Source organism: Neobacillus niacini, assembly GCF_030817595.1.
Lineage (GTDB): Bacteria > Bacillota > Bacilli > Bacillales > Cytobacillaceae > Neobacillus > Neobacillus niacini_G.
Map to the genome: position 1 here is coordinate 1776438 of NZ_JAUSZN010000001.1, position 13394 is coordinate 1789831.

Below are 13394 nucleotides of genomic sequence, written 5' to 3' on the forward strand. Positions count from 1 at the left end.
CAATTCTTCTTTAGAGTAACATCAATTGCAGTGATCTCAAAATCAGAGTTATATAAAAATATCCCTGCGATTGTAACAGGGATACTTCCTTTCTACTGCTGATATTGTACCCGGTGAAGGCTTGCAAAAATACCGCCATGTTCGATTAACTCGTCATGACCGCCTTCCTCAGCAATTCCATCTTCGGTTACGACAATGATCCGGTCAGCATTCCGAATGGTAGCAAGCCTATGTGCGATAATCAAGGTTGTTCGGTTTTTTGCCAGCTCGTTCAAAGCTTCTTGGATGACCATTTCTGTTTCGGTATCAAGTGCAGATGTGGCTTCATCTAAAATTAATATCGGTGGATTTTTCAAAAACATCCTTGCAATTGCTAGTCTTTGTTTTTGACCGCCCGAAAGTTTTAATCCACGTTCTCCAATTTCAGTTTCGTATCCATCAGGCATTGATTGAATAAATTTCTCAAGATGAGCACTCTTCGCTGCTTTTACAATTTCCTCATCAGTAGCATTTCGCCTTCCGTATGCAATATTTTCTCTGATTGTACCCGTAAAAAGAAAAACGTCTTGTTGAACAATACCGATTTGAGAGCGCAGTGATTTTTTAGTAATATTACGAATATCGAATCCATCAATTGTTATCCTGCCATTGCTGACATCATAAAACCTAGGAATCAAGGAACAAATGGTTGTTTTACCTGCCCCAGATGGTCCGACAAACGCAATCGTTTCACCTGCACGAATGTCCAGGTTAATGTCTTCAAGTACTGATTTTTGCTGGTCATAACTAAAGGAAACATCTTTAAAGACAATATCACCGCTTAGTGAAGCTACTTCGATAGCATCATCCGTATCCTTTACTCCTGGCTCAGAGTCGATAATTTCCATAAAACGTTTAAAGCCAGCCATTCCTTTTGGATACAATTCCATAATCGCACTAATTTTATCAATTGGTTTAAAAAGAACATTTACATAAAGGACAAATCCGACCAGTTCACCATAAGAGAGCTGCCCTGTAAAGCTTAGCCATGCTCCATAAACTAGAACAATAATCGTAATAAGTCTTGTCATCATATAAATACCAGATAAACTGAAAGACATCACACGATATCCAACTAGTTTTGCATTTCGATATTTATGATTATTTGTTCGAAATCTCGCAATCTCAAAATCTTCATTTGTAAATGATTGAACCACACGACTCCCTGAAACACTATCTTCGACTCGAGCATTTACATCTGCAATGTTTGTGTACATATGACTCCAGGCCTTATTCATCTTTAGATTACAAACTACAACTAATAAAGCCAATAACGGTAAAATTAAAACAGCAACTAGCGCTAGTTTCACATTAATCGTCAGCATAATCCAGAATGCACCGATAAAAGTCATCACTGCAATAAAAACATCTTCAGGTCCATGGTGAGCAAGTTCACCCAGGTCAAAAAGGTCATTTGTAATCCTGCTCATAATATGCCCGGTCTTGGTATTATCAAAAAAGCGGAAGGACTGTTTTTGCACGTGTTCAAAAAGTTCTTGTCTCATATCTGTTTCAATATTGATACCAAGTTTGTGCCCCCAGTAATTCACCACAAATTGTAATAAGGTACTTAAAATATAGACTGTAAACAGTCCAAGACTTACGAGCACGATAGCTTGCCAGTCGCCGCTTGGCAATAGCTTATCTATAAACCACGATACCGCGATTGGAAAAGCTAATTCTAAAACAGCAACGACAACCGCGCTGCTAAAATCAAGAAGGAAAAGCTTTTTATGAGGTCTATAATAGGAAAAGAAACGTCTAATCATCGCAGTTCTCCTTTTTAGTTAAGTACTTGGATTATATGAAAATATTTTGAAAATTACAATCAAAAAACCACCTGAAAACCTTCAGGTGGAAGTCTTTATTTTTTATTTTATTAATGATGGTGGTGATGACCACCCTTTGTTGGGTTGGTAATCAGCCATTCTTCTTTTGGGACATGAAACAGTTGAATCCATACTCCATCTAGATATTCCTCACGAGCATCAAGAATGATATCAATGTCCTTATCAGTTTTTACCACTTCATCATGTTCTGTTGGAGTATCTAGCATTAAATCATAATGAGCATGGTCGCCATGCATATTGGTTACATACACACGGAACATTTTCCCTTCTGCTTCTGGACCTTCCAACATTTTCTTCAATGCCTTCGCTGCATGGCGATTAATTTTGACTTTCATGTTTGTCTCTCCTATTCCATTAGTATACATATTCATTATCCCATTATTATGCAAAAATAGACAATTATTTTATTATTTCAACTTCCCATCCGATTTTCATTGGAATTTAAAACCTTAACAAATTTGTCACAAATTCTTCAAAAAACGTATATAAACATCACACCTTTGTTGTTAATATTGTGGTACGGGATAATAACACTAATTATATAGTTATTATTAGGTAGTAATTATTTTAGATAAATCTCCAAATAATTTTGTGAATGAATTCACGAACAACCACAGTGATAATCAATGAGAGGAGTTATAAAAACATGCACAAAAAGGGTATTAATGTGGCTTTATTTTCAGTGTTTTTAACAATCATCACCTTATTAGCTGGATGTGAGCCATTACTAGTCTTGGATCCTAAAGGTCCTCAAGCAGAAAGACAGGCAAGCGACATCCTATTATCGATAGGAGTTATGTCTGTCATTGTCTTGGTCGTATTTGCATTGTTAGTCTACATGTTAGTAAAATATCGCGCTTCTAAACAAAGAGCAGACTATGAACCACCTCATATTGAAGGAAACCTTTGGGTCGAGGTCGTTATGGTTGGAATTCCTGTAATAATCGTTGCCTTCCTATCTTATGTATCCGTCCAAAGTAACTATATTGTTGAGGCAAAACCAAAAGGATACGAAGATAAGGAACCATTAGTCGTTTATGCTTCTTCTTCAAACTGGAAGTGGCACTTTAGTTACCCAGAAGAAGGCATTGAAACAGTAAATTACTTATATATCCCAACAGACCGACCACTGGAATTTAAACTGTATTCATATGGACCAATTACCAGTTTTTGGATTCCTCAGCTCGGGGGACAAAAATATGCAATGGGTGACCATGTAACCACTTTACACTTAGCTGCAGATGTCCCTGGTGAATTTATGGGGCGAAATGCAAACTTCTCGGGTAAAGGATTTGCTGAAAATACCTTCAATGTAACTGCTATGTCTCAAGAGGATTTTGACGACTGGGTAAAAGAAGTGAAAGAAACTGCTAAGCCGATTACAGAGAAAAAATTTGAAGAATTATTAGAACCAGGTCATCTTGGGCAGCAAACATACACAGGGACTCACCTAGAATTTTCACCTGCGCCAGCTGGTCATGATCATAGTGAAGAATCTTCAGAAACACCTGAAACAGAAACTCAAACAGAATCCCATACCGGACATGAAGGTATGAGTCATTAATATTAAAAAAGTATTCTTCCCTTGAAAGGAGATATAATAAATGGATTTCTTTGATCGTTTTGCCGTTCCACATCCAAGTCTTGCGATTTATGCCTCAATGGCGGCAATTGGGCTTACAATCATCGCCGTTATTGCCGGATTAACTTATTTTAAAAAATGGGGCTACCTATGGCGTGAGTGGTTAACAACAGTTGACCACAAACGAATTGGTATTATGTATCTACTTTCTGCCCTCCTCATGCTTTTCCGAGGCGGGGTTGACGCTATCATGATGCGTGCTCAGCTGGCAGTACCAGAAAACACGCTGCTTGACGCGCAGCATTATAATGAAATTTTCACGACACACGGGATTGTTATGATCCTGTTTATGGCAATGCCATTCATAATGTTCTTTATGAACTTTGTTGTTCCATTACAAATTGGAGCTCGTGACGTGGCATTCCCACGCTTGAACGCATTAAGCTTCTGGCTATTCTTTATGGGTGCGATGTTATTCAACATTTCATTCGTTGTCGGCGGTTCACCTGATGCAGGCTGGACATCTTATTTCCCGCTTGCAGGTACCGAATTTAGTGAATCTGTTGGTAACAATTATTATATGATTGCTATTCAAATCGCAGGTATTGGTACATTAATGACAGGTATAAACTTTATTACTACTATTCTCAAAATGAGAGCACCTGGTATGACATTAATGAAAATGCCAATGTTTACTTGGTCTGCTTTAATTGCGAACGTAATCATCGTTTTCGCATTCCCAGTTTTAGCTGTGTTACTAGCTATGGGAACCTTGGATCGTCAATTCGGAACACATTTCTTTACCATGGATAATGGCGGTATGGATATGCTTTGGGCCAACATTTTCTGGGTATGGGGACACCCTGAAGTATATATCTTAATATTGCCGGCATTTGGTATTTACAGTGAAGTTATCTCAACCTTTGCTCGCCGTAACCTATATGGCTATAAATCTATGGTAGGATCGATGGTTATTATCTCCCTCCTATCCTTCTTAGTATGGGCTCACCATTTCTTTACCATGGGTCAAGGCGCTTTTACAAATAGTATCTTCTCGATTACAACTATGGCGATTGCCGTACCGACGGGAGTCAAGATCTTCAACTGGCTTCTAACGCTGAGAAAAGGAAAAATTGTTTTTACTACGCCAATGCTTTATAGCATGCTATTCATTCCGCTATTTACACTTGGCGGAGTTACCGGGGTAATGCTTGCGATGTCTGCAGCGGACTATCAATATCATAATACGATGTTCTTAGTTGCTCACTTCCATAACGTTATTATTCCTGGTGTTGTCTATGCAATGCTTGCAGGGCTTCATTATTATTGGCCAAAAATGTTTGGCTTTATGTTAAATGAGAAAATTGGTAAATGGACAGCATGGCTGCTTTCAATCGGCTTCATCTTAGCCTTCATGCCTATGTATGTTTCAGGCTTAGATGGTCAGGCACGCCGTATGTACACATACTCTGAAGCGGCTGGATTTGGCTTAATGAATATGATTTCCTTCGTCGGAGCAGCAATCATGGCGATTGGTTTTGTATTAATCGTCTACAATATTTACTATAGTACTCGATATGAATCAAGGGATATCAGTAATGATCCTTGGGATGCTCGTACGTTAGAGTGGTCCACACATACACCAGTACCAGAATACAATTTTGCGATTTTACCAGATGTACGCTCTAATGAAGCATTATGGGACGCAAAAAAGAATGGTCATGTATTATTTAAAGGCGAATACCAAAAAATTCACATGCCAAATAATAGCGGTATCCCGTTCATCATGAGCTGTATCTTCTTTGTTTGGGGATTTTCCTTTGTTTTCAGCTTGTGGATTCCTGTAATCCTTACAACCATTGGAATTTTTGTTTGTATGGCTCTACGTTCATTTGAACAAGACCATGGCCGCTATATCTCAGTTAAAGAAATTGAAGAAACAGAAACAAATTTGCGAGGTGCTTAAAAAATGAAAATAGATAACTCGCTTCCATTAGAATACAGTACCGAAGAAAACAGTTTAAAAATCTTAGGATTTTGGATCTTCCTTGGTGCCGAAATTATGCTTTTCGCCACCCTTTTCGCCACCTATTTCACGTTAGAGAATAGAACTGGCAGCGGTCCAACTGGAGCAGAGATATTCCAAATCACCCCTGTTCTATTCGAAACAATCATACTTTTAACGAGTAGTTTTACTGTTGGACTTGGTATTCATGCGATGCGAATTGGAAAACAAAAAGCGATGATTACCTTCTTTTCCATCACACTTCTTCTCGGTCTAGCATTTTTAGGAGTGGAAATATTTGAGTTTGTTACGTATGTACATGAAGGCGCTGGGATACAAACTAGTGCATTTACAAGTGCACTCTTAACAACCCTTGGAACACATGGAGCACACGTTACACTTGGATTTTTCTGGGGATTGTTCATTATCCTTCAGATCAAAAAACGTGGATTAACCCCACAAACAACCAATAAGGCATTTATATTCTCGCTTTATTGGCATTTCCTAGATGTCGTTTGGATTTTCATCTTCAGCTTCATCTATTTGAAAGGAATGATGTAATATGAGCCAATTATTTCCGATGAAACAAGTACTTGGTTTTGTATTCTCGTTACTCCTGACAACCGTTGCATTAGCCGTTTACTTCCTTGATATGTCCTTTGCTGCAGGCATGACAATCCTTCTTGTCACAGCATTTATTCAAGCGGGACTTCAGTTAGTTGTCTTTATGCACGCCGGAGAAACAAAAGATAAACATGCAATTTATACAAATGTATTTTACGGTCTGATCATCGCACTCGTTACGGTATTCGGAACCTTACTAGCGATGGTATGGGATATGTAAATAAAGAAAGGAGTACCTACTGAATAGGTGCTCCTTTTTTTGATTTCATTGGAACAACTTTCGTTCCGATATATGATTTTTCTAACATCTCATCTGTTACGACTAAAAACACGCCAATCAGAAAAATAAAAACTGCACCAACGGATGTTCCAATACCGACTGGAACCAAAATACTGAAACCGTTTACAATTAATCCTGCCATAAAAGTTAAAATTCCAAGTGTTAGGACAATCAGTCCAACATAGGTTACCGCATTCAGTAATCTCTCTCTTCCCTTCATAACAACATATCCCCTTTCTATATATTATTAATTATTGCTCGTGTTCACAAAATTGTCAAACTTTTTTTGATAAATCGTTCACCCATTCTTGACAAATTAAAACAAGCAATTCCTAAATCAGGCGGAATTGCTTGTTTATGTTTTTTCTTCTGCAGTAAATACTTTTTTTGCTTCTATTAATAGAATATGATGTCCTTGAATTTCTTTTACAGTGAAAATAATTCCTTCTTCCTCGATCTGGTCGCCCTTTTTCGCATCAAAGTTACGAGTCAGGAACCAACCGCCAATCGTATCTACTTCCTCAGCAGATAAATTTGTACCCAAAACATCATTTACTTCTCCCACTAATACTTTGGCATTAAAAAGGTAGTGGTCAGGGTTAACTTTTCGAATTTCAGCAACTTCATCTGTGTCGTACTCATCACGGATTTCGCCGACAATTTCCTCTAAAATATCCTCAACAGTTACTAATCCGGAAGTCCCGCCATACTCATCAAGGAGAATGGCCATGTGAGATCGTTCCTTTTGCATTTTCACCAGCAAGTCATGAATAGGAATGGATTCAATAACACGAATAACGGGTTTCAACATTGACTGCAAGGTGGTATCCTTTAGGATTTCTTCTCTCCTAATTTCCTCCGTTAAAATTTCTTTTATATTTATAAGACCTAATATATTGTCCTTATCACCATCGACCACAACGGGGTAACGTGTATATTTTTCTCTCTTTATAACCTCCCTGACTGTTTCAAAACTGTCATTCATATTTAAGGTAACCATTTCCGTTCTTGGAACCATAATCTCTTTTGCAATTCTTTCATCAAATTCAAAAATATTGTTCACGTACTCCAGTTCGCTTTTATTGATTTCTCCACTTTCATAGCTTTCTGACAATAGAATTCGCAGTTCTTCCTCAGACAATCCCAATTCATTTTCTGAAACAGATTTGAATCCAAACCATCCCACTATTACCCGTGCAGAATGATTTAATATCCAAATAAAGGGATACATAATTTTATAAAACCAAATCAATGGTTTGGAGGTCGCGAGAGTAATTTCCTCTGCTTTTTGTATAGCAACAGTTTTGGGAGCGAGCTCGCCAATCACCACATGTAAAAACGTAACGGACGCAAATGCCAAACCAAACGATAGAACATGGGATATCGCCTCATTTAACTCCATCCGTTTAAATAGCGGAAACAATAGGCTTTCAACCGTTGGTTCACCCAGCCAGCCAAGACCTAAAGCGGTAACCGTTATTCCAAGCTGACAGGCTGATAAGTATTCATCGAGGTGGGTTGTCACATGTTTAGCCGCTTCTGCCCCTTTTTTACCTTCTGCGATTAATTGTTCAATTCTGGATCCCCGTACCTTCACGATTGCAAATTCAGTCGCAACAAAGTATCCAGTTAACGCAATTAATAATGCAATTAATAGAAGATTTATAATTGTCAATGGCTCACCTTACATGATGTAAGGCTTACACCTCCATAAAAATATATATATACATTATTCATACCCATAAACAGCTTATTTTACTGAGGGCTGTGTTAAATTGGCCTGTTGATTTCCACTCCAGGCACTTCGCTTTCCGAGGGCGTGACGGGGAGCCTCCTCGGCGCTAGAGCGCCTGTGGGGTCTCCCCAGCCCCGTACTCCCGCAGGAGTCTTCGTGCCTTCCGCTCCAACCAACAGGGTGCAAAATAACAATTAGCTTTACACAGCCTTACTGAAAAAAAGCTGCAATCGATTTGAATGCAGCTTCCTTTCGAATCTTATTCTTTTTAGTTTTCCTCGATCGTTAGTAAATTATGAGGCTTTTGTTTCTAATTTCGCCTTTTCGGCTGCTTCGTCCTTTGATAAGAACCAGCCTGCTGCCGCAATTCCTACTAACACTGCATAAAACGTTAATTTCCATTCTGTAGAATGGGCAAATTCTTCACTTAATACAGCAAGCGACGGGTGTGAAAGTGTGTAAACTGCCAGTTTAACACCTACCCAGCCAACGATACCAAATGCCGCTATTTCAAGACCAGGTCTTCTCTCTAATAGCTTTACAAATTGATTTGCTGCAAAACGCATGATTACAAGGCCAATGATTCCACCGGCAAAAATAACTAAGAATTTACCACCGTCCAAACCGCCAATGTTAGGAAGCGGCGTGTCTGGAAGTACGACTGCGAGTGCCACCGCCGCTAAGATGGAGTCCACCGCAAAGGCAATATCTGCTAATTCAACCTTGAAAACAGTTGACCAAAATCCACTTTTCTTAACAGCCTTATCTTCTTGCTGATTCTCCGATTTTCCTTTGACAGCGATTTTTCGGACAATATGATTAACGGCCATAAATAAAAGATAAAGCGCGCCGATTGCTTGAACCTGCCATACATCGACGAGGAAAGAAATAACAAACAATGAAGCAAATCGGAAGACAAACGCGCCCGCTAATCCATAAAATAAAGCTTTCTTACGATCATCTTCTGGTAAATGCTTAACCATAATGGCAAGCACCAATGCGTTGTCTGCTGCTAACAATCCTTCCAGTGCAACTAACACCAACAATACCCATCCATATTCCAGCAATAGAGAAAAATCCATCAATACGTCCTCCTATAAAGTAAGTTTTTTTCTAAAATATCCCTCTTGCTGCAATAAAAAAGCCTTTACCTCGGAAAAAGTGGAACTTTTTCCAACGGTAAAGGCCTCAATAAACACAAAAAGACCTTTACCGTTTTTGCAGTAAAGGTCTTGCTAACAACGTCACGTTGCCAATAAAGCCGGAGAAATTACTTCTCGGAATGACGACTTTATTGTCCAGCTACTCCCCTTTAAAAGGAAATATTTTATTACTAATACTATATGATAGTATCGACAGATCGTCAATACAAAAATTTAACTATGCGCCATAAACCCAGAATTAATATTACTAATAGGAAATCCTTTACATTTCTTCAAATGTAACCGTAAAATAATAAATAATTACCAATTCTCTTATGAGGCATACTAACCAAAATGTAAAAGGATGTGAAAACATTTGGAGAAAAAGAAAAAGAAGAAATCTCATTTTCCAATCCGTCTTAATCTGTTATTTTTTAGTGTATTTTTGTTATTTTCCATCCTAATTTTGCGCCTGGGATTTGTTCAAATCGTATACGGAGAAAATTTCAAACGTGAATTGGAGCGAAAAGAAGATATTACGATAAACAACCCTGTACCAAGGGGAAAAATGTTTGACAGTAATTACCGAGTCATCGTTGACAATATTCCAAAACGCGCCATTACATATACAAATATGGGAGCCAGCCAGAAAGAGATGCTGGATACCGCTGAAAAATTAGCGAAATTAATTGTTAAAAATTATGATAAGATGACGCAACGAGAAAAAAAGGATCTTTGGATCCTCAAATATCCCAAAAAAGCGGATGCAAAAGTCACAAAAAAAGAATTAGATTTAGTGAAAGCAAAAAAATTAAAGGATAATGATATATATAAATTAAAGATTGAACGGATCACTGAGGAAGAAATAAGTCAGTTAACACCAGAAGATTTAGAAGTTTGGTCTATTTACCTTGAATTTTCGAGCGGTTATAAATTCACCCCACAAATTGTCAAAAATGAAGATGTCACACCTGAGGAATTTGCAATTGTAAGTGAGAATCTACAATCTCTCCCTGGCGTTGACACTACTACAGACTGGGATAGATCTTACACATTTGACCAAACTTTAAAATCAATCCTGGGAAACGTTACGAAAACAGAGGAGGGTCTGCCTGCAGACCGACTGGATTATTTTTTATCCTTAGGGTACAACCGGAATGACAGAGTTGGAAAAAGCCAGCTCGAACTGCAATACGAAGATGTACTCCATGGTCACAAATCAAAGGTTAAAACAGTTACAGATAAGCAAGGTAATGTTATTGAAACCGAAGTAGTTACAGATGGAAAAAGAGGCAAGGACCTGGTCCTCACTGTTGATATGGAATTACAAAAAGCAGTAGAGAAAATCATTGAGGAAGAGCTTTGGGGATTGAAAAAAACACCTAATACCTCCCTGTTGGATCGCGCCTATGTCGTGTTAATGGATCCAAATAATGGAGCGGTTTTAACTATGGCAGGAAAAAGAATCGTTAAAAATCCAGAAACTGGCCAATTAGAAATGCAGGATGACGCATTGGGTACGATTACGACTACCTATAATGTAGGTTCAGCTGTGAAAGGTGCTACGGTTCTAACAGGTTTTAAGACAGGTGTAATTAAACCAGGAACCCGTATAAATGATACAGGTATTAAAATCAAGGACACTCCATTGAAAAAGTCCTATTCCTACCTTGGGACGCTGAATGAAGTCGAAGCGTTAAAATTATCGTCAAACGTTTATATGTTCCATACTGCCATTCGAATTGGTAAAGGGAATTACCAATATGATCAGCCTTTAAGTCTTGCACCAAATACAGTCGACATCATACGAAATTCCTTTGCAAGCTTTGGCCTTGGTTCAAGAACGGGAATTGACTTGCCAAATGAATCCAGTGGTCTCAAGGGGTCTAGCCGCCTCCCAGGTCATATCATGGACTTAGTTATTGGACAATATGACACGTATTCGCCTATGCAATTAGCACAATACATTTCAACCATTGCAAATGGTGGAAAAAGGATGAAACCTCACATTGTAAAGGAAATACGTGAGCCGATTGATAATAATACAGACGAAATCGGTCCTGTTTTCCAAGAAGTTAAACCGACTGTCCTCAATACGATTGATGCCGAACCTGCATGGATGGACCGAGTCCAATTAGGCTTCCAAAAAGTATTTCAGGAGCCAGGTGGAACAGCATATAAACGTTTTGCCGGCGTCCCTTATTCTCCTGCAGGGAAAACTGGGACCGCTGAGGCATTTTATGATGGACCCGAACGCGCTAAATTCGGGAAAGAACCGCCTCCTGTAATGAATTTAAGCTTAGTCACTTATGCACCAAGTACCAACCCTGAAGTGGCAATGGCCGTGATTGTCCCTTGGGCCTACCAAGGAACAACCGATAACGGAGCAAACTTTCTTATCGGCCGGAGAGTGATGGATACCTACTTTGCTATGAAAAAAAATTAATTTAAAAAAGGGGTCTGGTACATTCATGCCAGACGCCTTTTTAGATTCACACTATTTTAGTGGTAATACATAAAACAAAACGCAGAAAAAGTGAAGCACAGTTCCGGCGATAACGAATAAATGCCAAATTGCGTGGTGATAGCGAAACCCGCGCCATACATAAAATATTGCCCCAAATGTGTAAAGGAGACCGCCAATCATTAAATATGTCATCCCTTCAGAAGGCAGCTTAGCTGCTAATGGATTCCACGCGAAAACCATCATCCAGCCCATTACCACGTAGAGAATTGTCGAGGTAAATAAATATTTTTTTGCAAAAAAACATTTAAAAATGGTACCAGCAATGGCGAGTCCCCAAACTATCCCGAACAACGACCAGCCTAAAGGACCTCTAATCACAACCAGCAAGAATGGTGTATAGGTTCCTGCAATGAAAAAGTAGATAGAGGAATGGTCAAAGATTTCAAATATGTCTTTGGCTTTACCTTCAGGGAAGCTATGTACCAATGTTGAAGACATATATAAAATGAACATGGATGCTCCATAGATTGTAAAGCTTACAATGTGCCAGGCACTTCCATACAGGGAGGAAAAAACAATTAGGACGACCAAAGCTGCAATACTAAGTATTGCACCAATACCGTGCGTAATCGAATTAGCAACCTCCTCATTCCGTGAAAAAATGTGTGTGTTTGCCATTGCGTTCAAAAACTCCTTTATTAACTCTTTTTCAATTTCTCCATTAATTCTATTATGCTCTTTTTTGGAGTCCAGCAGTTAAATTTATAATGAGTTTTCGTTTCATATCCTAAACGACTGCAGTAATAAACCATTCGATCTGATTTTCTCTCCGCTTTAAAATGTCTGCAGGTAGCACAGAAATGAAAGTCCTTCATTATTATCTCCTCCACAAATTTACCAATCTATTAATTATTCATTCATAGTTTGTTCATATTTGTCCTCTATTATAGTAATAGATTCCTTAACAGGAACCTATCCTCCCCCCCTTTTATTATATAGAATCTTTTCCAATACCCGGCAATTCGCCGGGTACATTTTTTTATAACGAAAACACTAGGTACACCGCTGTTCCCCACATAATAACAGCAGATATTTTATTTAACGTGTGAATGAATTTGCCACTTTGATCAAGTTTTCCTACCAATCTGCCAACTATCGATAAACCAAAAAACCATAACCAAGAAACGAAAATACAGACAATCATAAAAACTGCCTTTTCTATTCCTGTGTACGTTAATGAGCTCGTTCCGATTACACCAATGGTATCCATAATGGCATGAGGATTTAACAATGAAACAGACGCCGCGAAGGTGATTTGTTTCCGTGCTGAAAATAATTGAACACTATTCTCCTCTGTACTAGGTTTACTTTTCCATGTTACATAGCCCATATAAAGTAAAAATGCAATCCCAATCACACTCAAGGCTATTTTTAAAAAGCTAATTTCTAATACAACTGCGGAAATTCCTAAAACTGCCAACGAAATTAAGAGTGTATCACAAAGTGCAGCTGTGATCACCACTGGTAATGCTTTAGGCCATTTTGGCTGTAGAGCACCCTGATTAAATACAAAAACATTTTGTACCCCTAAAGGTAAAATTAGCCCGAAGGCTAAGATAAATCCGTGAATTGCAGCACTAATCATCTTGTCTCTCCTAAACATAATAATA

12 protein-coding genes are annotated in these 13394 nt (G+C 38.5%); 5 read left to right on the plus strand and 7 right to left on the minus strand.

Annotated features, from left to right (window positions below; genetic code table 11):
* Window positions 1-92: 92 nt before the first annotated feature.
* Both QFZ31_RS08910 and QFZ31_RS08915 read right to left on the minus strand, forming a co-directional pair.
* Window positions 93-1808, minus strand: a complete 1716-nt coding sequence (locus QFZ31_RS08910) for an ABC transporter ATP-binding protein (RefSeq protein ID WP_307302553.1) — start codon at window positions 1806-1808, stop codon at window positions 93-95.
* Between the two features lie 110 nt (window positions 1809-1918).
* Entirely contained in the window at window positions 1919-2224 is a 306-nt protein-coding gene (locus QFZ31_RS08915; RefSeq protein ID WP_179599954.1) for an iron-sulfur cluster assembly accessory protein, read from the minus strand.
* A gap of 311 nt (window positions 2225-2535) precedes the next feature.
* Here QFZ31_RS08915 and qoxA point away from each other — a divergent pair, with 311 nt between their 5' ends.
* Genes qoxA through qoxD form a run of 4 tightly spaced genes read left to right on the plus strand, consistent with a single transcriptional unit; the run spans window position 2536 to window position 6320 of the window.
* On the plus strand, window positions 2536-3453 hold the full coding sequence (gene qoxA / locus QFZ31_RS08920; RefSeq protein WP_307302556.1) for a cytochrome aa3 quinol oxidase subunit II: 918 nt from the start codon (window positions 2536-2538) through the stop codon (window positions 3451-3453).
* A gap of 40 nt (window positions 3454-3493) precedes the next feature.
* Window positions 3494-5437: a cytochrome aa3 quinol oxidase subunit I gene (qoxB, locus tag QFZ31_RS08925; RefSeq protein ID WP_307302558.1), complete on the plus strand. Its 1944-nt coding sequence runs from the start codon at window positions 3494-3496 to the stop codon at window positions 5435-5437.
* Between the two features lie 3 nt (window positions 5438-5440).
* Window positions 5441-6037 carry a cytochrome aa3 quinol oxidase subunit III gene (gene qoxC, locus QFZ31_RS08930; protein ID WP_307302560.1) on the plus strand — a complete coding sequence of 199 codons (597 nt, stop codon included), beginning with the start codon at window positions 5441-5443 and terminating at the stop codon, window positions 6035-6037.
* 1 nt (window position 6038) lies between these two features.
* On the plus strand, window positions 6039-6320 hold the full coding sequence (qoxD, locus tag QFZ31_RS08935) for a cytochrome aa3 quinol oxidase subunit IV (RefSeq protein WP_307302561.1): 282 nt from the start codon (window positions 6039-6041) through the stop codon (window positions 6318-6320).
* A 16-nt stretch (window positions 6321-6336) separates the two neighbouring features.
* On the opposite strand, the gene QFZ31_RS08940 is transcribed toward qoxD, so the two are convergent.
* The 3 genes from QFZ31_RS08940 to QFZ31_RS08950 form a co-directional block, all read right to left on the minus strand.
* Window positions 6337-6600 (minus strand): hypothetical protein, encoded by a 264-nt coding sequence (locus QFZ31_RS08940; protein ID WP_307302563.1) that lies wholly within the window; start codon window positions 6598-6600, stop codon window positions 6337-6339.
* 135 nt (window positions 6601-6735) lie between these two features.
* Complete coding sequence (locus QFZ31_RS08945) at window positions 6736-8055, minus strand: hemolysin family protein (protein WP_306073889.1); 1320 nt, start codon at window positions 8053-8055, stop codon at window positions 6736-6738.
* 353 nt (window positions 8056-8408) lie between these two features.
* Window positions 8409-9197 carry a TerC family protein gene (locus tag QFZ31_RS08950; RefSeq protein ID WP_307302565.1) on the minus strand — a complete coding sequence of 263 codons (789 nt, stop codon included), beginning with the start codon at window positions 9195-9197 and terminating at the stop codon, window positions 8409-8411.
* Window positions 9198-9633: 436 nt separating this feature from the next.
* Between QFZ31_RS08950 and QFZ31_RS08955 the strand changes: the two genes are divergently transcribed.
* Window positions 9634-11703 carry a peptidoglycan D,D-transpeptidase FtsI family protein gene (locus QFZ31_RS08955; RefSeq protein WP_307302566.1) on the plus strand — a complete coding sequence of 690 codons (2070 nt, stop codon included), beginning with the start codon at window positions 9634-9636 and terminating at the stop codon, window positions 11701-11703.
* A gap of 51 nt (window positions 11704-11754) precedes the next feature.
* Here QFZ31_RS08955 and trhA read toward each other — a convergent pair whose 3' ends face one another.
* Both trhA and QFZ31_RS08965 read right to left on the minus strand, forming a co-directional pair.
* The gene (gene trhA / locus QFZ31_RS08960; RefSeq protein WP_307302567.1) at window positions 11755-12402 is read right to left on the minus strand and encodes a PAQR family membrane homeostasis protein TrhA; all 648 of its coding nucleotides are present in this window, start codon (window positions 12400-12402) and stop codon (window positions 11755-11757) included.
* Window positions 12403-12763: 361 nt separating this feature from the next.
* On the minus strand, window positions 12764-13369 hold the full coding sequence (locus QFZ31_RS08965) for a LysE/ArgO family amino acid transporter (RefSeq protein ID WP_307302569.1): 606 nt from the start codon (window positions 13367-13369) through the stop codon (window positions 12764-12766).
* Window positions 13370-13394: the final 25 nt, after the last annotated feature.